Below are 20,381 nucleotides of genomic sequence, written 5' to 3' on the forward strand. Positions count from 1 at the left end.
CCCGCGGCATCCATGGCCGCCCGCATCCACGTCGTCTGGTACACGGACCCGCACAACATCTGGTGCTGGGGCTGCGAGCCGATGGTCCGACGGCTCCAGGTCGTCTATCCGGACGCCGTTGAGGTCGAGGTCCGGATGGGCGGCCTGTTCGAGGACTTCACCCCGGTCCGGGAGCAGTGGGCGCGGATGTCCGGCGGCCGATGGACCGCGTCCGTGCTCGCGTTCTTCGAGGCCGTTGCCGAGCAGCACCGCATGCCGATGAACTCACAGCGCATGATCGAGAACGTCGACGATTTCGATTCGACGTGGCCCGCGTGCATCGCCGTCAAGGCCGCGGAGCTCCAGGGCCGCGACGCCGCCGCGCGATACCTGCGAGCCCTGCGGGAGGCGTGGTGCCTCGACGGCCGGCCGATCCACCGGCGGGGCGTGCAAATCGAGGTCGCGAGCGAGTCGGGGCTGGATCCAGACGCCTTCGAGACGGCCCTGGAAGACGGGCGCGCCGAGAACGCGTTCCGGAACGACCGCGAGGAGTGCGAGCGTCACGAGGTCACGGGATTCCCGACGTTTGAGATCACGCGGGACGAAACGACCGCGCGAATCAATGGCTGGCAGCCGTGGGAGGTACTCGAAGACGTCCTGCGGAAAGTCGACGCGGATGTCGTGCCAAAGGTGCTCGAGCCGACCGAGAAATCGGTCCTCGCCGTCCTCCGCCGATACGATCGGTGCGCGACGCGCGAGATCGCCGCAATCCTCGGGGTAACGGACGACGACGCGGAACTCCTCCTCGAGGACCTGGAGGGACGCGGCAGGGTGAGCCCTCGGACGGTCGGGAACGGGCTCGTGTGGGAAGCGGCCCAAGGGATCAGGGAGGCCGAAGCGGAGCGGGATCGCGCGGTCCTGTGACCGGCGCCGACGTCCTCACGGGAGGTCCGGGAACAGCTCGCGGCGCGACGGCGGCGACTCGGAAGGACGCACGGGAATCTCCCACTCCCGCGCGAGGTGGTCGCCGATGCCCTTGATTCGCTCCATGTCTCCGTCCCATTCCTCGAGCACCGATGCGAACCGCGTCTCGAGATCTTGCACCTGGCGGATCACCCGCTTCTCCAGCCGGTTCGATTCCCGGCCCTCGTAGACGACGTACAGCAGGAGGCGAGGTCCGCGGCCGAAGGCGACCTGGTGCCGGTCCCCGAGCTCGATGCTCCGCACGCTGCCGATGCCGAGGCTGTGGAACGAATCGTCCATGAAATTCTGGACCGCACTGAACATCGACGCGATGAGGTCCGGATCCTTGTCCGAGCCGGAGCGGCGGGAGAGGTGGACGAGCGGCGTCCCGCCGGCGTCGGTCAGGTAGACGTGCTCGACCGTGCGCCGAAACACGTGCGGGAAGCCGAACACAATCCGAGCGGTTGTCGTGCCGGCATTAATCCCTTGGGAGGCGATTATCCGGGGCGATAGCCGCAGGCCATGCCCCGACCGAACCCTGATGTACCCGCCGGCCTCTCCCGGCCCGAGGGGGGCGGCGTGTCCTATCTGGTCCTCATCGGCGGCGCGTTGATTGCCGTACAAGGAACTCGGCCGGCGTAGGCCGCGCCTCACCTCGTCGCGGTCCGAGCGCTCGCCTTGCGGCCGTTGCCGATTCCGGGGACGAGCGCCTTGACGGCCTTCGCCAAGGTCCGGAACACCCCGACGGATCCGGCCCCGCGACGCCTCCGCCACTTGCCCGCCGCGCCGGCCGCCGCCTGCGCGAACAGGAACTCCGGCCCGATCCCGGGCCCGTATTCCTGCCGGACGTACGCGGCGATTTCGGCGAACCTGTGCGGCTTCATTCGTTCCTCGATCACGGCCCTTCCGTACATTGCCATCATGGTGTGGTTCTCCTAGGCGCCCTTTTCCAGGCGCCTAGATGGCCGAAGGGGGGAGGGACCCATGTGCGTGCCTCAGTAGGTACAATGTAACTCCGCGAAATCGCGGTGCGACCGTGGGCCCGCCCATACGTTCTTACGCGCGCATCCCGCTGTGCGTGAGCCGGTGCCCGTCGTGCGCCTGACGGCCAAAGAGCGCATCCTAATCCACCTCGCGGATTACGCGAAGTACGCGGACGTCGTCGAGGTGACGCCGGAAATCGGACAGGAAGGAATCGCGCACGCGGCCGACATCTACGTGCAACACGTGCGGCAGTTCCTCGACCCGCTCCTCAAGGAAGGGCTCGTGCGGGAACGGACCGCGCACGTCAAAGGCCACCGCCGGCGCCTCAAGGTGTACGACCTCACGGACTCCGGCCGGCTCTCGGCGTCCCGCCTACGGGAGCAGGTCCGTGGCGAACGGATCCGGGTCCGCGATGCGACCGGCGTGCGCGAGACCACGGTCGGGGAGGTCGTCCGGGAGGCGTCCGGCAAAATCACCATCGCCTCCCTGATGCGCGCAGCGGGGGAAGAAGAAGTCGTCGACCTGAGCGCGCTTGGAGCGGTTGCAACTCCTGGAATGGTGGCGCGGCTCGCGGAGGCGCCCCGTGTCGCCGTCTTTGTGGGCCGCCAGGATGAGCTCGACGCCCTCACCCGAGAGGAGGCAGGCCCCCGCGTCTTCGTCATCCGAGGAGTCGCAGGAATCGGAAAGTCGAGTTTGGCCGCGAAGGCGTGCGAGAAACTCAAGGGTTCGCACAACGCGTACTGGCACCAGATCCGGCCGTGGGACACCCGTCCATCTGTGCTCGCGGGCCTTGGCGACTTCCTCGCGGCCGTCGGCCGCCCCGGTCTGCGCGCCGTCCTCGCTCGCGGTGAGGCGGCGGGCGCGGACTCCGTCATACGGGACGACCTCCGAGGGGCGCATTGTCTCCTCGTCTTCGACGACGCCCACGAGGCGATCCCGGAGGTCCTCGACTTTCTCCGGTTCCTGAAAGACGTGATCGCGGACGCGCCGGACGGCCGGGCAATCGTCTTGTCGCGGCGGACGGCGGCCTTCTACGATCGACGGGACGTCGCGATCCGACACGTCGTGCGGGAGATCGACCTGCAGGGCCTCGGCCGCGACGAGATTGCCGCACTCCTGCCGGCGGACTCCGACGGAAGGCGTCTCGCCACGATTGCGGAGCGGCTCGGGGGCCATCCACTGTTCGTCGAGCTCCTTCGGTCCGCGCCGGCGCGCGGCATCGCAGCTCCCTCCCTCACCGACGTGCGCCGGTTCATCGAGGAAGAGATCTACGCGGAGCTGTCCGAGCCGGAGCGACGGATGATGAAAGCCGCCGCCCTTTACGAGGTGCCGTTCCCCCGCGACGCCGCGTTCATCGAGCCGTCCCTGTCGCACGACGTCTTCCTCGCGCTGACGACGAAGTCCCTGATCCGCCCGGTGGGTGAGGACGCCTTCGGCGTCCACGACACGATCCGCGATTTCTTCACGTCAATCCTGACGGAGTCCGAACGGAAGGCGCTCGCCCCCGCCGCCATCGCGCGGCTCCTCCGGATGGCGGACGCGGCGAGCGCGTCGAAGGACTTCGTCGCGGCGCTGAATGCGCTGTCGAACGCCCTCGAGCTCGCGATGACTCGGGAGCAGACCGCCACGTCGTCGGAGGGCCTCGGAGACGCATACGAGCGACTCGGCGACCTCCCGGCGGCCCTGGCGGCGTACGCGGAGGCGATGCGGAACGTCGAGGAACCGGAGTCGCTCGCGCGGTTGCACCGCAAGAGCGCCGCGGCCCTCCAAGTCCGGGGCGAGAACGGTCGCGCCGCCGTCGAAATCGAGGCGGGCTTCAAGGCGCTCGTCGAGCGTGACAGCGCGGAGCGGGGATGGCTCAACCTCGTGGCGTGTCGGGTCGCATTCGGCCGAGAGGACTGGGCGGAGGCGCGGGACCATGGGGAGGCCGCATTGGCGTCGTTCCGGGCGATGGGAGACTCGCAGGGCGAAGCGGAGACCCTGCTGCAGCTCGGCGCGTCCGAGATCCGCTCCCCCGGCGCCCGACCGAACGGAGTGGAGCGGTACCTCCTCGGCGCGCTCCAGGCTCTCGGGTCCGGAGGGGACCCGGAGTTCCAGGTCCGCGTGAACGTCTCCCTGGCGAACCTGTATGCGTACCGGATTGGGGACGTCGAGAGGGCGAGACGCCATCTCGCGGCGGTGCGCTCGCTTGAACCGTCGATCGCGGATCCGCACGTCCTCCGTTCCGTCCTGATGCTGCAGGGATGGTTCGCCCTCTACCAGGAGGCGGACTTCGATGCGGCGGAGGGATTCTTCACGCGGGCCGCGGACCTGGCCCGTCGGATCCACGACCGCCTCACCGCCGTGTTCGCGGACCAAGGCATCGCCCAGGCCCTCTTCTTCCGCGGGGACATCGATACGGCACGCCGCCGGCTCGAGGCGTTCGCCGCGGAAGTCCGGGAGGTTGCGGGCCCGGGAGAGGAGGTCGAAGCCCTCTGGTCCATCGCGGAATGTGCGCTCATCCTCGGAGACGTGGACGGTTTCCGGAAGATCGCAGCGGAATTCCGCAATCCGCGGGTGGCCGGGAGCCTCGATGCACGACCGCTCCAAACCCGCGTCCTCGAAGGACTGGAGCGGCTGATCCAGGGAGATCGCGACGGATCCCGTGCGTCCTTTGAGGAGGCGGTCCGCCTCGCCGAGACGAGCTATCTCGCGGGCGAGGCCGTCCCCACGGCCTTCGCGCATTTCTACTACGGCGTCGCTCTGCGCGCGATGGGGGCCGAATCCCAGGGGACGGCTCACGTCCGCAAGGCCCGCGAACTCCTAGAACGGAGCGGCTTCCGCGCCCAGCTCGAGGCGATCGTCCGTGACGAGCCTCGCCTGGTCGCGTCGCTCCGCGACGGAGTCGCCGAGTCGGGGGCGAAGTCCCACTAGCGCCGGGGCCGCCCACCGATCTGGGCGCGCAGGTCAAAGAGCTGCCCAATCCAGTAGTCGATCACGGCCAGCTGCTGCTGGGCGGGCATCCCGCCTTTCCGATACGACGCGAGCTTTTGCTCGAGCGTTCGGAACGTCTTGATGATGTTCACGGGAGGCCACGGCCAAAAATTCTCTCCTCTTGCGACGGTTCTCTCCGGCAAATCCGAACTCCCCTCGGGGCCGCATCGAGCGATTCATCTAAAAACCTTCCGAGTCGCCGCTGCGGATCGACTCCGAAGGGAATCTTATATGTTCCCGGCCCTACCGCCATCGATGCAAGACAAGGGACCGTTCGACAGCCTCGGCCTCGATCCCACCCTGGTGCGGGCCGTCCACGCGCTCGGGTATGAGGCCCCGACGCCGATCCAGCGGGAGGCGATCCCACCGATCCTCGCCGGACGCGACGTGATCGGCACGGCCCAGACCGGGTCGGGCAAGACGGCCGCCTTCCTCCTGCCGATCCTCCAGCGGTTCCTGCAGGAGCCGTCCCGCGGCACGCGCGCCCTCGTGCTCTCGCCGACCCGCGAGCTAGCGGCGCAGATCGAGACGGCGTTCCGCGGCCTTGCGAAGGGGACGCGGCTCCACGCCCACGCGGTGTACGGCGGCGTCGGGATGGCGCCGCAGGAACACGCTCTCCGAGGCGGGGTCGACGTCGTCGTCGCGACCCCCGGACGGCTGCTCGACCACATGTCCCGCCGGAACGTGGACTTCCGGGCGCTGCGGGTTCTCGTCCTCGACGAGGCCGACCGGATGCTCGACATGGGGTTCCTGCCCGACGTCCGGAGGATCGTCGACGCCCTGCCGAGGGATCGCCAGACCCTCCTCTTCTCCGCGACGATGCCCGAGGAGATCGTGCTGCTCTCCCGGACGATCATGCGCACCCCGGTCCGGATCGCCGTGTCGCCGCCCCAGCGGCCTCCGCCGACGATCCGGCATGAGGCGTTCCCGGTCCCCTCGCACCTCAAGACCGCCCTCCTGGTCCGGCTTCTCGGCCGGGAGGACATGATGTCCGTGCTCGTGTTCGTGCGGACGAAGCGGCGCGCGGACCGCGTTGCCCGGCAAGTGGGCGTGGCGGGGTTCGACGTCGCCCGGATCCACGGCGACCGCAGCCAGAGCCAGCGCGAGACGGCGCTCGCGGGCTTCCGCTCCGGGCGGCATCAGATCCTCGTGGCGACGGACGTCGCGGCGCGGGGCATCGACGTCGAAGGCATCTCGCACGTGATCAACTACGACGTGCCGGCGGTCCCGACGGACTACGTGCACCGGGTCGGGCGCACGGCGCGGATGGAGGCGGCCGGCGAGGCAATCACCCTCGTCGCACCGGAGGAGGAGCCGGACGTCCGCGCGATCGAGAAGACGCTCGGCCGGTCGATCCCCCGCGTCACCCTCCCGGACTTCGACTACCGTGCGCCGCCGCCCCCGAGGGCCCGCGGGCGGGAAGGCGGACGGCCGCCCCGGGACGCGCGGCGTGACGGCGGGCGGGACCGATGGCGGCGCCGGCCTCCGCGTCGGTGACCACGCGGAACCTCACGTTCTGAGGTGCCAAGCATCCGCGACGAAAACCGAGACGAAAAGGAGACGGCGCGGACGGAGGCGTTCTCCGACGGCATCTTTGCGTTTGCCGTCACCTTGCTGGTGCTGGATCTCTACGATCCCACCCTGGGCAGGACGGTTTCGCTGGCCCAGGGCCTGGAGGACGAATGGCCCTCGTTCTTCGCCCTCGGTACGAGCTTCATCACGGTCCTCATCATGTGGATGAACCACCACAACATGTTCACGTACATTCGGCGGATCGATCGGCGGCTCATGCTCCTCAACGGCTTGCTGCTGCTCTTCGTCGTCCTGACGCCCTTCACGACGTTGCTCGTCGCGAACCACATCTCGGCCGCCGACCAAAGCGTGGCCGCGGCGGTGTACGCCGGCAACTTCCTACTCGTGTCAATCGTGTGGAACGGCCTCTGGCGCTACGTTTCCTCGGGGCACCGACTGCTCGGGGACGAGGTGACGGAGGAGCAGGTGCGGACGATCACGAACCAGTACTTCGTCGCCCCCGTGTCCTACGGAGCGGCGCTCGTCCTCTCTCAGATCAGCGGCTTGGCGAGCGTCGTGCTCATCCTGATCGTCGCCGCGTTCTTCGCGATCACCGCGACCCTCGGAAAGTGAGGAGGCGTGAGGCGCCCGGTGATCACGAAATACTTTCCCTTGCGCGCCTCTTCTTCGTTGCCGCGGAGACCATCTTCCGGACCGTCGTTTCGTCGATCTCTCCAATCGTCGCATCGAACCAGGCGACCGCCTCGCGATGGTTCGCGGTGAGTTCCTCGGCATCTTTGACGAACGCCAACCGCTCCAGCCGGCGGACGACGTCCTTCGGCAACTCTCGGTAGACCTACCGTATGCGGAAGTCGTAATGCAGCGGCCCGTATCGCATTCGGAGCGCCTCGACGAGGGATTGCACGACGAGTGCGCGATAGAATTCGAGGGCCTCGAGCGAGTTGCCCCGATGAATCTCCTTCGGGACGAACGGCCCGAAGAGCTCCATCCGCTCGATGAGGCGCTTGCGTCGATCGAGGATCGACCGGACGAACCCATCCGCATCCAGCGAGGGAATTCGTACGGCATCCTTCTGATTGAACAGGAACACCGCTTCGCCGTGGATCTCCCGCGCGAGGAACTTGTCCGGGGCCGACACGGTCATGATGGCCAAATCGACGAGCCGATATTCGTCCGTCTTCTCGAGGCGATAGAAGGCTTGATAGATCCCGGAGGCCGCGGGCCAGGGGACTTCCTGCTTCAGCCGGATCGGCGAGAGAGCCGTCAGGGTCTTTTCGACGACCGCGAACGTCTCGCGGACCATCGCGTCGTCGACGACGATATATAGGTCGATGTCGGACCACGCATCCGTTCGATTGAACGCGGTCGACCCCGATTCCCAGAACGCGTGGACGTACGGCAACGGTCGAAGGTCGTCCACCATTCTCCGGATGATTGCCTCTCGCGACAGGGTCCGGCGGGCCATCGGCTCGACGGCAACGTTTGCGCAAGGCATAAAGCCGGACGGGGGGACGTGAATCGACACGACCGCATCGACGGCTCATTCGTCTGAGTCGCCGACCGAGATGGCGGATGTCTCGGCCACGTCGGCCTTCAAGGCGGCTCCGACTTCCGACGGCGCGACGGCGTGCGAGGCGCTCGTGACGCGCACCGCCAGGAACGCGGACGCCAGCATGAGCACGGCGGCGACGAAGAACGGCATGCCGGGCAGAGTGACCGGGGCCGAGGGGCTGATGAAGTAGGCGAAGATGAACGTGAAGAGCAGCGGCCCCAGGATGCCCGTGAGCCCCGCGATGCTCGCGTTGGCGCCTTGGAGCTGACCCTGCTCCGACGGACGCACCCGGCGCGTCATCAGGCTCTGGATGGCCGGCTGCGCGAATCCGATCGGCGCAAAGACGATGATTGCGAGGACGAACAGCGCCGGCGTCGTCGCGAGGCCCCAGACGACGAAGGACGCGGTCCCGGCGGCCAAGCCGGTGATCAACGCCTTCCGCTCGCCGAAGCGCTTGATGAACCGCTTCACGAGGCCCCCCTGGACCGTGATGTTCAGCGCGCCGACCACGGTCAGCGAGAGCCCGACCTCGACGGGCCCCCATCCGTATCGATAGCCGGCGTAGAGGACGAAGACGCTCGGGAGGACCTGGAACCCGAGGAACTGGACGAAATTCACCGCGGCGAGGCCGAACAGGTCTCGGTAGGAGCGGAGCAGCTTGAGCGAGCCGGCGGGGTTCGCGCGCCGCCAGGCGAACGGCTGCCGGGTCTCCCGAGGAAGGGATTCTGGCAGGACGAAGAGCCCGTACGCCGCGCTCGTCAGCGAGAACGCGGCGGCGAACCAGAACGGGAGGCGGACCCCGAGTCCGCCGATCAGGCCTCCGATGCCCGGTCCGAGGATGAAGCCGAGGCCCCACGCCGCGCCGACCATCCCGAACGCGGCCGCACGCCGCTCCGGCGGGGTCACGTCGGCGACGTACGCGCCGGCGGTCGCATAGCTCGAGGCCGTGATCCCAGACAGGATGCGACCCAACAGGAGCCACGAGAGGTTCGGGGCGAGGGCCATGACCATGTAGTCGACGCCCAGGCCGAAGCCCGAGAGGATCAGCACGGGGCGTCGGCCGTAGCGGTCCGAGAGCACGCCGATCAGCGGCGCGAACAGGAACTGCATCAGGCTCCAGATCGTCACGAAGAGCCCGAAAATCTCCGCCCCGGCCGCGGTGTCTCCCGCGAAGCTCACGATCAAGCGAGGCAAGACGGGGATCGTGATGCCGAACCCGAGAGTGTCGAGGATGATCGTTACGTAGATGAAGACCATCGCGGCCTTGCGCCCGCCGCGCGCCTGTGTGCCGGTTCCGGTGCCGCTCGCCAAGGCGTGCCCGATAAAGGCCGCCGTTTATCAAGCTTGAGGGGAGAGAGGCGTGAATCGGACTAGCGCTTCGATTTCTTGGCCGCTTTCTTCGGCAGCGAGGAGGCGTACGCGACGCCCCGGCCGACCCAGGTGCGCAGGCCGGCGTCGGTGCGCGTGCCCGCCGGCGACACGAGGAGCCATCCCGCCGGAGGGCCGCGGCTGCCGCTCAGATCAAAGGGCTTCGCGCCCGGCTCCCGGAGCAAGGCGCCCGTCTCCGACGGCTCGACGCGCACGATCAGGTCCTCGCCATGCACGCCGACGGCCATGTTGCCACCGAGGAGAAACGCGATGCCGCCGAACATCTCCTTCTCGGTCACGCCCGAGCGGCCTCCGAGCTCCTTCCGGACCCGCTCGGCCTGGATCTCTGAGTACGTCATCGGACTCGCGAGGAGTTGCCGGGGCATGAAGCTTGACCCGAGGGAGCCGGGCTCCCCCTCATTTCTTGAACATCGGCTCGAAGGGACGCGGTCCGGCCGAGATCGGACTTAGCGGGGACCGATCGCAATCGGGCCCGGGCTTCACCAGGAGATCTGCTTCCCGTCGCGGTAGAATCCGCCGGTCGCATCGCCTGCGTTGGTCGCGGTCAGTACGATCGATCGCGCGCCGGACGGCACGCTGCGCGTCGCGCCCCGTCCGCCCATGTCGGTGCGGACCCAACCGGGGCAGACGGCGTTGATGCGGATGCCACGCGGCGCGAGTTCGCGCGCAAGGGTCCGAGTCAGCGCGTTCATGGAGATCTTCGACACCGAGTACGCGCTCGGCCAACCGGCCTTGCGGGGATCGCCTCTCTCCAGATCTCGAAGGTACAATGCGACAAGCGCCTCGAGCGCGGGACGCGTCAGCGCCGGATCCGAGAACTTCGAGCGGAGATCGCGCCCGAGGTACGAGAGTTCGCCCATGCCGCTCGAGACCATCACGACGCGGCCGCCGCGGGGGACGAACGGAACGAGGGCGTCCGTGACATCGCGGGATCCGAAGTAGTTCACCGCGATCGTGTGAGCCGACGCCGCCCGATCGGCCCCCCACGAGCCGATGCCTGCGTTGTTCACGAGGACGTCCAACCGGGGAGCGAGGCGGGGCAGGTCTCCCGCCAACGCGGAGATGCTCTCGCGGTCCGTGATGTCCAGCTGATGGTGCACGATGTCCCGGCCGTCGGGGTCGAGCTTCTTCGTTGCCGCCATTCCGGCGGCCTCCGTACGGCTCGTGAGGATGACGCGGAATCCTTGGTGGTTCAGTTGATTCGAAGTCTCGAGGCCGAGACCGCGGTTCGCGCCGGTTACCAAGGCGATCGGACGATCCGAGGTGTCGGGAGTCATGCCCGGTTGCACAGTCGGCGGTCGAACTTGTCTCTTTGCGGTGGACGATGCGCGCAGAAGCGACCCATCGCCCGGTCCGGTCGGCCTCATCCGCGATAACGGCCCCAAAGCCCTTAAACCACCGCGATCGAAGTCGGCGTCCCGCGGTCCTCGGACTGCGGGGTGTTCGCGTGGCCCTCTCGAGCGCTCGGGCGTGTGTCTTGGGCTGCCTGGCCGTACTCGCCGCAGCCGGTCTCATGGCCGTCTCCCCGAGCCTGCGTCCCGTCGCCGCGTCCGTGGTCTCCGGCCCGATGGATGCGGCGCCATCCAACTCGCAGGCCGCGACCCTGGTACCGGCCGCCGCGGGCACGACGCCCCCCCTCGCGAACGCGGGCCCGGACTTCACCGTCTGGGAGGACCGGACCGCCACGTTCAATGGAACCGGTTCCACGGACGACGTCGGGATTGTGAACTACACCTGGACCTTCGAGGAGGGCTCGCCGCAGAGCCTCTACGGTGCGACGCCGACATATGTGTTCGCGACGCCGGTACATACGTCGTGACGCTCACGGTGTGGGACGGCGACGGCAACGCAGCGACGGACTCGGTCACGCTGACGGTCCGCGATGTGACGCCTCCGACCTTGACGATCTTATCTCCCCCCGAAGGGCTCGTCGTCAACGGTTCGCTGGTCATCACCGCGAATGCGACGGACAACGTCGGCGTGACTCGCGTCAAGCTGTTTGTGGATAGCGTGTCGATCCAAGACGACTTCGCGCCGCCGTACGAGTTCGTCCTGCCGGCCGGGAGGTTGTCCCCGGGGAACCACACGATCCAGGTCTGCGCCAACGATGCCGCGCTGAACGGGGCGTGCCAGATCCACCATGTGACCGCCGTCGGAAGCGGGGGAGGCGGCCTCCTCCCCGATGCCGTCCTCTTCGGCGGACTGATGTTGATCTTGCTCGCCGCGATTGGGGCGGTGGCCCTGATCATCCTGCGGCGAAGGCGCCCGCGAATGCCCGTGTCCATGCCGACACCGACTCCCGTTTCGGAGGAATCGCACACCGCGACCGCGCCTACGGAAGGGCCGCCCTTGGAGCGTCCGGCGTCGGACCCCGCCTTCGACGAGCCGCTTCAGTGAGACGCCCGCACCAACCGCTCAGCTATATGGCCGCAAGGCTACTCCAGGCCATGGCGGCACGAACGCGTCGAGCCCGTGTCACGGGAATCGGAGGCATCTTCTTCACGGCGAAAGATCCGGCCGGGATGGTCGAATGGTACCGAGAACACCTCGGGATCCACATCGAAGACTCCGTCGCCCTCTTCACGTGGCGGGGCGGTAAGGACGGCAGAGCCCAGGGCCACACGGTCTGGTCGATCTTTCCCGCGGACACAAAGTACTTCGGCGAGGATGGCGCGTCCTTCATGATCAACTACCGCGTGAAGGACTTGGACGAGGTTCTCGCGTCCCTCCAGGCCGAGGGCGTCGAAGTGGCTCGGAACGTTGAGGACTCCGAGTACGGCCGCTTCAGGTGGATCACGGATTCGGAAGGGAATCGGATCGAGCTCTGGGAGCCGCCGAAGACGTATCGCGCACCAGAGAAGTCCATGGCGATGGAGTAGGCTCGACGTCATTCGTATCCGCGGAACGCTTCGACCTCGACATCCGCCTCTTGGACCCCGAGGCTCGCGAGCAACCGGAGGGTGCCCACGACCATGCTGGGCGTGCCGCTCACGTAGTAGATCGGGTCCGCAAGCCCGCGGGTCGCCTCCCGGAGGAGTTCCCGACCAATCCGTCCGGACGAGCCTCGCCACCCGTCCCCGACCGTGCGGGTGAGGGTATGCAGCACCCGGAACCGAGGGTTCTGCCGTTCGAGCGCGTCGAGTTCCGATCGATACACGATCTCCTCCTGGCTCCGATTGCTGTAGACGAGCCGGACATCGACGGGCAACGCTTTGTCGGCTGCGTATTCGGCCATGCCCTTGAGCGGCGTGACGCCGATCCCTCCCGCGAGGAGGACCGCCGGCCGCTTCTCGTGCAGGACGAAGTCGCCGATCGGGCCGAACACGCGGACCTCGTCGCCGGGCTGAAGGGCGGCGAAGGCGCGCTTGTACGGTGAGTCGGAGAGGCGGACCGCATATTCGAGGTGCGGGCGGGTGGGACTCGTCGCGAGCGACATGGGGCGCGCGTCCATGCCCCCCTCGGTCCTCAGCTGGAGGAACGTGAACTGGGTGGCGCGGAACTCGAAGGCCTCCGGTTTCTCCACTTGGATCGCGTGGGTCGTCGGCGTCAGCGGGCGCGAGTACACGACCTGGATCCTGAATCCCCTCGGGGGCCCGGCCAACGCTCGATCTCCCATTTGGCTGGAGACTCAGAACACGACCGCCGTATTTCGTGACTCGGGCCGGAAGGAGGCGTCACGCGGATGGCGGCGACCCTCCCGGGAATTCGAGAGCGACGACCTGCACGCATTGCGCCTTGTCTGAAGCCTTCGGACCGGCCCGTTCGAATGGCGCGCGAACGTCGGGATTGCAGGGGGCCGTCGCACGCACACGGCGCACGGTGTGACGGTGGTGAACGTAGCGCAGCGTGGGCGGTACGGGTCGGGTCACCCACCGTCTCGAGCCGACGAGACCGCGGCATTTTTCGTTTGTGTCCTCATGGCCCGAAAGATTGAAACGGTCGCGCGAAGGCTCGCGCCTCCGGTTGCGCGACCGCGTCGGCGAACTCAATCCGCGACCCGCGGTCCTACTGGACGGGAGCCGACGGATAGCCCGGCTCGACCTGCATCCGCGACTGCCGCCACGTGTGGAGCCACTGGAGCGCCGCCGTGCCGACGATCGTGCTCGCGATCCACGCTCCGATGCCCAGCGCCGCCGTCAGGATCGACGGGTTGGCGTACCTGTAGAGGAGCAGGTATGTCCCCGCGCCGACAAAGACGAGGGTGAGCAGGAGCGCGAACGCCCGGGACATGCCGGCCGCAATCGCGGTGATCGCGAAGCCTGCGAGGAGCAGGATCGCCGCGGACCCGAGGTCGTGGGCCGCCTGCCACTCCATCACGGCGAGGACGGACGTCACGAGGAAGCCGCCCGCCAGCAGCACGACGGAGAGCGCTTTCCCGAAGAGCCGCGCGACGAACGCCCCGACGAGCAACCCGAGCCCGACCGGGGCCGCGTTGGCCAAGATCCAGGATTGGATCGTTGCGATGTCGATCATAGGCCACCTTCGGCGCGAAGCACGCGGCTCGAGGTCAAATAGGTGTCGCGGGGCGGGCCTCCTGCCTATTCAAGCTTTTGGCACGTCCTTCGGAAGGACTCCCGAAGGCTCGCACCCGGGTTTCGACCTTGGCCGCGCGGATCGAACGATCCGCCGCCTTTGACACGGCGACGAGCGAGCGCCGCTTCTCCGGCCTCTCGGAGGCACCGGATCGGATCAATCATGTCTGCCGTCATGTCGAGAGAGCTACCCGAGGAGACGTTTCGGAGTTGGATCGCCGAACGGAGCAGGGTCCGTTCCCGGTACTCCTCTCGCAGGCCCCGGACCAATGGACGCACGGTCCTAAGGAGGCCTTGTCAGTGCTTAGGCATTCCCGGAGGATGAACGAAGCGTAGGGTCCATCCGGCCGAACCGCGCAGAGGATTGTGTCAATTCTAACGCCATTGTCGCGTGTCGGTCTGCACGCGTCGTCATCGCGTTGCGGGATTCCCGCCAGCTGACGTCGTTGCGGTCCTTGCCTTGTCTTACCCCGTCTCCGGGCGGAGAGGGTGTCGGCCCCTCCCTCCATTCGGCCGGGCACGCATGGGGACCTCTCGCAGATCGTCCGCCTTGAAACCGGACAGTTCGTTCTCCGGAAGGCCCATGCGCTTCCGCCTCGCGCCAAAGCCCCCGTTTCCGAGTGACGCAAATCGATATGATGTCGCTCGTCCTGACGCCGTCCGTCGGACGATCTCCGCCACGCCGTTTTCGACCAGGTACCTCAGCACGAGACGGCGGGTTGCTTTCGACACCTCCGGGAACCGGCCGGAGGCCAGCTTGGACAGCTCATCCGTCGAGACTTCTCGACCCGCGAGGTCCCGCGCGAATTCGAAGGCGTCGTACGCCTCATACGGGTAGAAAAGGGGTGACCGATTCGACATGGACGGCCCATCGGCCTCCATGACGAACGCATCCGCCTCGTCGATCCTCCGACGGAGTTCGGCGAATTTTCTCACTCTCGCATCCCGGCGGAGGACTTCGAGCTCCGCTGTCCACGCTTCCACCTGAGACCGGAGGACCGTTTCCAGGTTCTCCGGCAGACTGGGGTTCATCTCCCATCCCTCGGGAGCGGCCGTAGGGCGCAGTGGATATATAATACTGCCTGGTCAATATGCTATATCTTCCGAGGCACGAATTTGGAAGAGGATCGACTGCAAAAGATTCATCTACGATGGATTTATCCCCGGCCTCGCGGTGTTTCTTTGTATCGGGTCGTCACCGTGTTTGGCAAGACGGAGTTTGCAACGATACGACTCTATTGCAGGCGCAAACGGCTCAGTCTCTATTCCCTGGCGAAGGCGGCGATCCGGGAATACGTGGTGCGCCACCCCTGAGGCTCGCTTTCATGGAGAAGTATGCGATCCGATCTCCAGAAGGAGGCAGTGGAACCACGAGAAACCTCACGAACTTCTGCGGCAAGGTCGTCCTTCCAACTGTACCTAACTATACATTACTGTCTATCCAATATGTCATATCGACCAATGCATACATTCATCCGCTCCCACGGTATCTAGGGTGTGGAGGAGGATCGTTCTTGAACCGGATCGTCACGGTTTTTGGGCAGAAAGAGTTCGCGACCCTACAGGTCTTTTGCAAACGCAAGCGGCTTAGCATGTACGCCCTCGCAAAGGCGTCGATTCGCGAGTACGTTCTGCGCCACACGTGAAAATGGCCGCGCGATTCGATGGGTTCGTCCCATATGGGTATCCGCGGAACGCTTCGATCCCACGTCTGCGTCCGGGCCCCCGCCAACCCGGGAACTCCAATTGCCCGGGGCGCTTCGCCTCCGGGGTCGCGTGGTCTCGGACGATCCTCACTTCTCGAAAGTGAAGGGTTTTCGCACGACTTGGACCTAAGACGCGAGTGAGATTCCATTGCTTTCCAACACGAGAGACAATCTGCACTGAACGTGACGTTGATCGGGAGGCCATCGGATTATCGGGCCATCTTCTTTTCAAGTTCGCGCAGCGCGGCCGCAACTCCCTGTTGGCGAGCGAAGTCCCTCATCCGCCGGAGGTTGAGCCGTTTCCTCTGGCGGACATAGATGCCGAGCGCATCCTCGATATCTTGGTCGCTCCCGTAGACGAGCTTCATAACAATCGTGTCTTCCTTGTCTGCGATCGGGAGACCCATGCCTCGCCACCTGACGCGGACCGCGTGGGAGATCGCGTCCTTCGTTCTCGATCGCACGGCAGGGGCGAGATCTAAGTGCAACTCCGACCGTCCGTCATGGACGGTGACGTGGGATCCTTCGATGACCGCGTCCCGCAAATCCTGCGGATTGACGCAGAATCCTTCGCGGCGGAATGATGCCGCCATCTTCGAGACGTCTTCCTCGCTGTAGTCAACTATGATGTCCACGTCCGCCGTCGTCCTCGGGACGCCGAAGGCAGAGACCGCGACGGCGCCGACAAAGACATGGTCGATCCGTGCGGCACGCAGGGAGCGCTCCGCTGCCTTAACGACAGCGACGAACGAACGCCGTTTCGCCGGCATCGTAGAGGCTCCATGTCGAGTCGATCAAGTCCGCCGCGATGTCGAGAGTCGCCGACGCGGAAAGGCGCCTAAGCCGCTTCGCCGATTGCAAAAGGGTCCGTTCGCGGTAGTCGAACCGCGCGCGTCGAATCGAACCTCGCACGATGTTGGGCACGAGCCGTGGCTATTTAGGGATTGCCTGAGGGAGGCCGAACTGGTGCGGTATGCGCTTGGCTGGTCGACGAACTGAGGGACAATCTGCCAACAGTATGACATCCTAGCGTTCAGTGTGGGAGGATGTTCTTCCCACCTTCTGACTCCCACCATCCTTAAATACCGAAAGTGGTATGTCATCGGTGGGTATGCAGACCGTCACAGTAGACCGGAAGGGTCGGGTCCTAATCCCCAAAGAACAACGAGAGGAACTCGGTCTTACCGAGGAAGACCAGCTCTCGGTGGCCGTCGAAGGAGGCGAGATCCGCCTGAAACCAATTACCCGAAAGCAGTACAAGGCCAAATCCGGTCGAAAGTGGGGAAAGGAGGCTTTCCTGAAGGCGGGGGAGGCTTCGTTCGCGGATGAAGAGTAAGCTGATCGACCTCAACATTCTCGCCATTTTCCTGGTCGGGGACCATCCAGGCCATCGCTATGTCGACCCCGTGGTTTCTTCAGGCCTAGCGGGCGAATATCGCCTTCTCATGCCGGACCAGCTCCCGCTCCGAGCTCGCTGGGTCCTAACGAAACATTGGGGGATTGATTCGAAGGAAGCGGACCGGGCGGTCGAGGACTTTCTCGAGCATCGTCGAGTCCGCTATGTTGGGGCAGCTCGGACGACGATGCAAAAGGCCTTCGAGCTGGCGAAGACACTTCGCCACGATGTCTACGATACGTTCTACCTTGCGCTGGCAATGGATCATAGCGCCCCGACTGTGCTCACAACGGATCGCGATTTCCGCGGATTATGCAAGAAAGTCGACTTGGAGTACGAGAACCCCGTGCCCGAAGATGTTCTCCGGCGGTTCGAGGGCTTCAGAAAGACGCGATGAGGCTCGTCACCGTTCCCTCAATCAAATTCGTGGCCTGCGAGCCCCTGCAGTTTCGTCCCAGACCTCCGCGCGAGGGTTCATTAGCACAATACTCTGTTGTCGATAGCATCGGGAAAGCCCTATGCCTAGGACCGGTGAGGTGAAAAGAGACCGGAGGCCCGTCCCCCGCCTCGAGGACGAAGGCGGGTCGCTTGCGGACAAGGCGACCTTGGAGGAGGCCTTAGAGACGCTCCGCCAGTCCCGGGAAGACGAGGATTGAAGGAAGTCTTGGACTCGAGGTTCCTCATCACCTCTCCAAAGACAAGGCGACGCTCTCGCGGACCCGCGCGAAGCTGGCCACGCTCCGGCAGGGGCGCCGCGGAGTTCTCCCACGGTCGTGGTCGCGGAGGTCTGAATACGGTCTGCCAGAAGGCGGGTCACGACGAGGCGCGGAGCCGGTTCCGCTCCCTCGAACATGCTGGCTTGGAGTTCGTTCCGTTGGATCCTTCCTTGGCCCGCGAAGCCGGTCTCATCAAGTGTGCTCACCGGGACATCCCCACGTCGGACTGTATCATCGCCGCCACCGCGCTACGCCTCGGGGCCTTGGTGGTCTCGGACGATCCCCACTTCTCGAAAATCAGAGGCCTCCGTACGACATGGATCTGAGACACGTTTCGCGGCTTTACGGGCGCTGGTGCGGCCTGCAAGCAGGCAGGGTACATTAGGGAGGTGGACCATCGGCAGGTGCCCTCATGCCGAAGCCGAGTAGAAAGCCAAGGCACACCACCTCAGGAAATGAGCCCGCAGTTCGCGGAGAAGACGACGGGCGCAAGAATGTTCCGCCTGCTGCTAAGCAGACGCGGGCGCCCCGTCACCTCTCCGATTCCGTCGGAATGCTCAGTCCTGAGGCCGTCGAGGCGATACGGAGCGCAATCGAGCAGAGCCGACAAGAGCGGAAAAGGTTAGATCGCGAGCGACTCCAGAAAGTTATCGAGGCCTTCAGAAGTCCCGAAGATGCACGCGTCCTTGACGCAGCGCGAAAGAAGGCGGGATCTGCAGGACTAACGCGTAAGAAGGCCATGGACCTTTTGGACGAAGTGAAGAGGGAAGCCTGGAAGAGAACCTACGGGAAATCGAGTTCGAAGGAGTAAAAGGCGCTCAGGTCGATGTCCAAAGACGATCTGCCCGGATTGTCGGGTCACGGACGCTGCGACCAGATCGGAATGATGTGCCGCTTGGCTCGGTATCGCCGAAGAATCTCGTCGAAAGCCTCGATTTTGTCTTCGGGAACGATGACCGCTCCTCGCCCGACCCGCCAGCCACCGACGTCCCTCAGGAACCCTGGCTTCTGGACGACGTACGTCTTCTCCCCGACCCGCTTCTGAGTCCTGTATCCGTCGATCTCCCGGAGGAACCGAGCGCGCTTGCGGGGAGACAGACGGTCCGTTTGGTAGCTTACGAGGCGGAGAGGCTGGAGATCGAGCTCGACCGGTGTCACGCGAGGAAGGTCGCCAAAGAGGACTCGGCCTTGGCGGACGATCGATTCGAGGAATTGCTTGTCGAAGGCGTCGCGCTCCTCGGGCCGATAATAGATGACGCTGAACTCGACGTCGAACTGGCGGTCGAGGGCGAGCAGGGCCTCCCATGCAGGATCTTCTGCGCCTGAGTTGCACTCAATGAAGATGTCGATGTCACTCCCTTCCTTAGCGTTGCCCCGCGCCGCCGAGCCAAACAAGACTGCGGATCGCACGCCCGGGACCGCGGCGAGCTTCCGGGCTGCCGCACGAATTGCTTGCTCAAACATGGGAGGATTCATCCCAGGACCTCCCGACAGATGGACTCGATGGTCTCGAAACTCTTCCGCGCCTTCGCGAGGTCGGCCCGGGTTCCGGAGTTTCCGTAGACGAACTTGGCTCGGGCGTTATGGTCCAGGTAGCGGAACGCGTCGGCCACGGTGGAGGCGTGTGGACCCAGGATCGCCGGGTTCCGCTGAAGTTCGTCGGGCACCCGTTGGTATGTTTCTGGATGTGGACCCTCTTCTTGGCTGCACACGCCTCGATACAGTGGTAGGCGCTGAGGAACCATGCCTCGACGAGGAGGCCGGGCTCGTTGACCCTGGAGGCGCCAGCTCGGAACTCTTCCGCCTTTCTCAGGTGGGTCTCCAGCAAGGACATTCGCGTACTAATTACGCGACACGTACTTAGGCATCACGCGAGGCGGGCGCACCAAGCTAGAACTCTTTCGTAAGTACGATTTCCGCGTCATCTCTCTGAACGATCGAGATCTCGAGAAACTCGATGACCTTCTCCCAACGCAACTTTTGAAGCTCTTCCCCATGGCTTTCGTTTCCAATAAGTAACGAGACAATTTCCCTGTTCGATCGATCCGCAACTGAGAGATTCTCCATGTGACGCGTCCACACGGTGATTCACCATCTTTGGTCTATTCGCGGACTTGAATCAACCACATGTGGTTTATTTCGATCGCGGACCGTAGGCATCCTTAAGTGGGAGAGCCTCGTCGGGCCGGACGAAGGAATTTTGAATGCCAAGCGAACTATTTGGAACAAGCGTCATCTTTGTCAAAGTGGCGCCAGGATATGTAGAGAGAACGTTGACGACCCTCCGTGCCAAGCCGAACGTGACGAAGGCCGAGGCCGTCTTTGGGCGCCATGACATCGCCATCGCGGGCGGCTTCCGGAACACGGACGAGCTGCGCGCGTTTGCGTCCGAGGTCCAGCTGATGGACCACGTCTGGGCGTTCCGGAGCTATCCGGCACTCCAGGACTGGACCCAGAGCAAGATCGATGGTCACGCCAGCAACGCGTACCTCCTCATCCGGTCGACGGACACGCAGCAGACCATGAGCGCGTTGAAGAACGTCCCCGAGATCCAGGAGATCATCGGCACGACCGGAGATTCGGACATCGTGGCCCGCATCAGCGCGGACCCCCGCGAGAACCTCCTCGAGTCCGTCGTGACGAAGGTCCAGGGCATGC

Annotated in this window: 26 protein-coding genes; 12 read left to right on the forward strand and 14 right to left on the reverse strand. The window is 65.3% G+C overall.

The annotated features are described in order from the left end of the window. Window positions 1-12 precede the first annotated feature (12 nt). Window positions 13-903: a DsbA family protein gene (locus VF992_07700; GenBank protein HEX9341034.1), complete on the forward strand. Its 891-nt coding sequence runs from the start codon at window positions 13-15 to the stop codon at window positions 901-903. Between the two features lie 15 nt (window positions 904-918). Here the strand turns inward: VF992_07700 and VF992_07705 are convergent, their stop codons facing one another. Next, window positions 919-1,395 carry a hypothetical protein gene (locus VF992_07705; protein ID HEX9341035.1) on the reverse strand — a complete coding sequence of 159 codons (477 nt, stop codon included), beginning with the start codon at window positions 1,393-1,395 and terminating at the stop codon, window positions 919-921. A 197-nt stretch (window positions 1,396-1,592) separates the two neighbouring features. After that, window positions 1,593-1,865, reverse strand: a complete 273-nt coding sequence (locus VF992_07710) for a hypothetical protein (protein ID HEX9341036.1) — start codon at window positions 1,863-1,865, stop codon at window positions 1,593-1,595. A gap of 163 nt (window positions 1,866-2,028) precedes the next feature. Between VF992_07710 and VF992_07715 the strand changes: the two genes are divergently transcribed. After that, window positions 2,029-4,839, forward strand: a complete 2,811-nt coding sequence (locus VF992_07715) for a tetratricopeptide repeat protein (protein HEX9341037.1) — start codon at window positions 2,029-2,031, stop codon at window positions 4,837-4,839. Here the strand turns inward: VF992_07715 and VF992_07720 are convergent. Beyond that, the gene (locus VF992_07720; protein ID HEX9341038.1) at window positions 4,836-4,991 is read right to left on the reverse strand and encodes a hypothetical protein; all 156 of its coding nucleotides are present in this window, start codon (window positions 4,989-4,991) and stop codon (window positions 4,836-4,838) included. The two genes, VF992_07715 and VF992_07720, sit on opposite strands and share 4 nt — an antisense overlap. Window positions 4,992-5,154: 163 nt before the next feature. Here VF992_07720 and VF992_07725 point away from each other — a divergent pair, with 163 nt between their 5' ends. Then, entirely contained in the window at window positions 5,155-6,396 is a 1,242-nt protein-coding gene (locus tag VF992_07725; protein HEX9341039.1) for a DEAD/DEAH box helicase, read from the forward strand. A 24-nt stretch (window positions 6,397-6,420) separates the two neighbouring features. Next, entirely contained in the window at window positions 6,421-7,044 is a 624-nt protein-coding gene (locus tag VF992_07730) for a TMEM175 family protein (protein HEX9341040.1), read from the forward strand. Window positions 7,045-7,066: 22 nt separating this feature from the next. Here VF992_07730 and VF992_07735 read toward each other — a convergent pair whose 3' ends face one another. From VF992_07735 to VF992_07755, 5 genes are all read right to left on the reverse strand, one after another. Beyond that, the gene (locus tag VF992_07735) at window positions 7,067-7,255 is read right to left on the reverse strand and encodes a hypothetical protein (protein HEX9341041.1); all 189 of its coding nucleotides are present in this window, start codon (window positions 7,253-7,255) and stop codon (window positions 7,067-7,069) included. 12 nt (window positions 7,256-7,267) lie between these two features. Beyond that, the gene (locus VF992_07740) at window positions 7,268-7,897 is read right to left on the reverse strand and encodes a hypothetical protein (GenBank protein ID HEX9341042.1); all 630 of its coding nucleotides are present in this window, start codon (window positions 7,895-7,897) and stop codon (window positions 7,268-7,270) included. Window positions 7,898-7,972: 75 nt separating this feature from the next. Continuing rightward, on the reverse strand, window positions 7,973-9,295 hold the full coding sequence (locus VF992_07745; GenBank protein ID HEX9341043.1) for a TCR/Tet family MFS transporter: 1,323 nt from the start codon (window positions 9,293-9,295) through the stop codon (window positions 7,973-7,975). Between the two features lie 59 nt (window positions 9,296-9,354). Then, window positions 9,355-9,711, reverse strand: a complete 357-nt coding sequence (locus VF992_07750; GenBank protein ID HEX9341044.1) for a TfoX/Sxy family protein — start codon at window positions 9,709-9,711, stop codon at window positions 9,355-9,357. A 141-nt stretch (window positions 9,712-9,852) separates the two neighbouring features. Next, complete coding sequence (locus tag VF992_07755) at window positions 9,853-10,650, reverse strand: SDR family NAD(P)-dependent oxidoreductase (protein ID HEX9341045.1); 798 nt, start codon at window positions 10,648-10,650, stop codon at window positions 9,853-9,855. Window positions 10,651-10,820: 170 nt separating this feature from the next. Between VF992_07755 and VF992_07760 the strand changes: the two genes are divergently transcribed. The 3 genes from VF992_07760 to VF992_07770 are packed head-to-tail and all read left to right on the forward strand — an operon-like array spanning window position 10,821 to window position 12,252. Continuing rightward, window positions 10,821-11,192 carry a PKD domain-containing protein gene (locus tag VF992_07760; protein ID HEX9341046.1) on the forward strand — a complete coding sequence of 124 codons (372 nt, stop codon included), beginning with the start codon at window positions 10,821-10,823 and terminating at the stop codon, window positions 11,190-11,192. Continuing rightward, window positions 11,189-11,770, forward strand: a complete 582-nt coding sequence (locus tag VF992_07765) for an Ig-like domain-containing protein (protein HEX9341047.1) — start codon at window positions 11,189-11,191, stop codon at window positions 11,768-11,770. The genes VF992_07760 and VF992_07765 overlap by 4 nt, the downstream gene beginning before the upstream one ends. A 50-nt stretch (window positions 11,771-11,820) precedes the next feature. Next, window positions 11,821-12,252, forward strand: a complete 432-nt coding sequence (locus tag VF992_07770; GenBank protein ID HEX9341048.1) for a VOC family protein — start codon at window positions 11,821-11,823, stop codon at window positions 12,250-12,252. 8 nt (window positions 12,253-12,260) lie between these two features. Here VF992_07770 and VF992_07775 read toward each other — a convergent pair whose 3' ends face one another. From VF992_07775 to VF992_07785, 3 genes are all read right to left on the reverse strand, one after another. After that, window positions 12,261-12,974 carry an oxidoreductase gene (locus tag VF992_07775; protein HEX9341049.1) on the reverse strand — a complete coding sequence of 238 codons (714 nt, stop codon included), beginning with the start codon at window positions 12,972-12,974 and terminating at the stop codon, window positions 12,261-12,263. A gap of 404 nt (window positions 12,975-13,378) precedes the next feature. Further along, complete coding sequence (locus VF992_07780; GenBank protein ID HEX9341050.1) at window positions 13,379-13,846, reverse strand: hypothetical protein; 468 nt, start codon at window positions 13,844-13,846, stop codon at window positions 13,379-13,381. A 524-nt stretch (window positions 13,847-14,370) separates the two neighbouring features. Beyond that, on the reverse strand, window positions 14,371-14,937 hold the full coding sequence (locus VF992_07785) for a hypothetical protein (GenBank protein ID HEX9341051.1): 567 nt from the start codon (window positions 14,935-14,937) through the stop codon (window positions 14,371-14,373). Between the two features lie 482 nt (window positions 14,938-15,419). Between VF992_07785 and VF992_07790 the strand changes: the two genes are divergently transcribed. Then, window positions 15,420-15,551: a hypothetical protein gene (locus VF992_07790; GenBank protein HEX9341052.1), complete on the forward strand. Its 132-nt coding sequence runs from the start codon at window positions 15,420-15,422 to the stop codon at window positions 15,549-15,551. Between the two features lie 269 nt (window positions 15,552-15,820). Here the strand turns inward: VF992_07790 and VF992_07795 are convergent, their stop codons facing one another. Continuing rightward, a complete protein-coding gene (locus tag VF992_07795; GenBank protein ID HEX9341053.1) occupies window positions 15,821-16,381 on the reverse strand; it encodes a hypothetical protein in 561 nt (186 codons plus the stop codon). A 341-nt stretch (window positions 16,382-16,722) separates the two neighbouring features. Here VF992_07795 and VF992_07800 point away from each other — a divergent pair, with 341 nt between their 5' ends. The 3 genes from VF992_07800 to VF992_07810 all read left to right on the forward strand — a co-directional run bounded on the left by VF992_07800 (window position 16,723) and on the right by VF992_07810 (window position 18,534). Next, the gene (locus VF992_07800; protein HEX9341054.1) at window positions 16,723-16,947 is read left to right on the forward strand and encodes an AbrB/MazE/SpoVT family DNA-binding domain-containing protein; all 225 of its coding nucleotides are present in this window, start codon (window positions 16,723-16,725) and stop codon (window positions 16,945-16,947) included. After that, window positions 16,937-17,404 (forward strand): type II toxin-antitoxin system VapC family toxin, encoded by a 468-nt coding sequence (locus VF992_07805; protein HEX9341055.1) that lies wholly within the window; start codon window positions 16,937-16,939, stop codon window positions 17,402-17,404. The genes VF992_07800 and VF992_07805 overlap by 11 nt, the downstream gene beginning before the upstream one ends. A 731-nt stretch (window positions 17,405-18,135) precedes the next feature. Further along, window positions 18,136-18,534: a hypothetical protein gene (locus VF992_07810; protein ID HEX9341056.1), complete on the forward strand. Its 399-nt coding sequence runs from the start codon at window positions 18,136-18,138 to the stop codon at window positions 18,532-18,534. Between the two features lie 47 nt (window positions 18,535-18,581). Here VF992_07810 and VF992_07815 read toward each other — a convergent pair whose 3' ends face one another. After that, a complete protein-coding gene (locus VF992_07815; protein HEX9341057.1) occupies window positions 18,582-19,199 on the reverse strand; it encodes a nucleotidyltransferase domain-containing protein in 618 nt (205 codons plus the stop codon). Beyond that, window positions 19,196-19,468 (reverse strand): hypothetical protein, encoded by a 273-nt coding sequence (locus VF992_07820; GenBank protein ID HEX9341058.1) that lies wholly within the window; start codon window positions 19,466-19,468, stop codon window positions 19,196-19,198. Before VF992_07820 ends, VF992_07815 begins: the two co-directional genes overlap by 4 nt. Window positions 19,469-19,996: 528 nt before the next feature. Here VF992_07820 and VF992_07825 point away from each other — a divergent pair. After that, window positions 19,997-20,381, forward strand: a 385-nt coding sequence (locus tag VF992_07825; GenBank protein ID HEX9341059.1) for a hypothetical protein, incomplete at its 3' end; no start/stop codon positions are given.

The organism is Thermoplasmata archaeon, assembly GCA_036395115.1.
In the GTDB taxonomy this organism is placed as follows: domain Archaea; phylum Thermoplasmatota; class Thermoplasmata; order RBG-16-68-12; family RBG-16-68-12; genus RBG-16-68-12.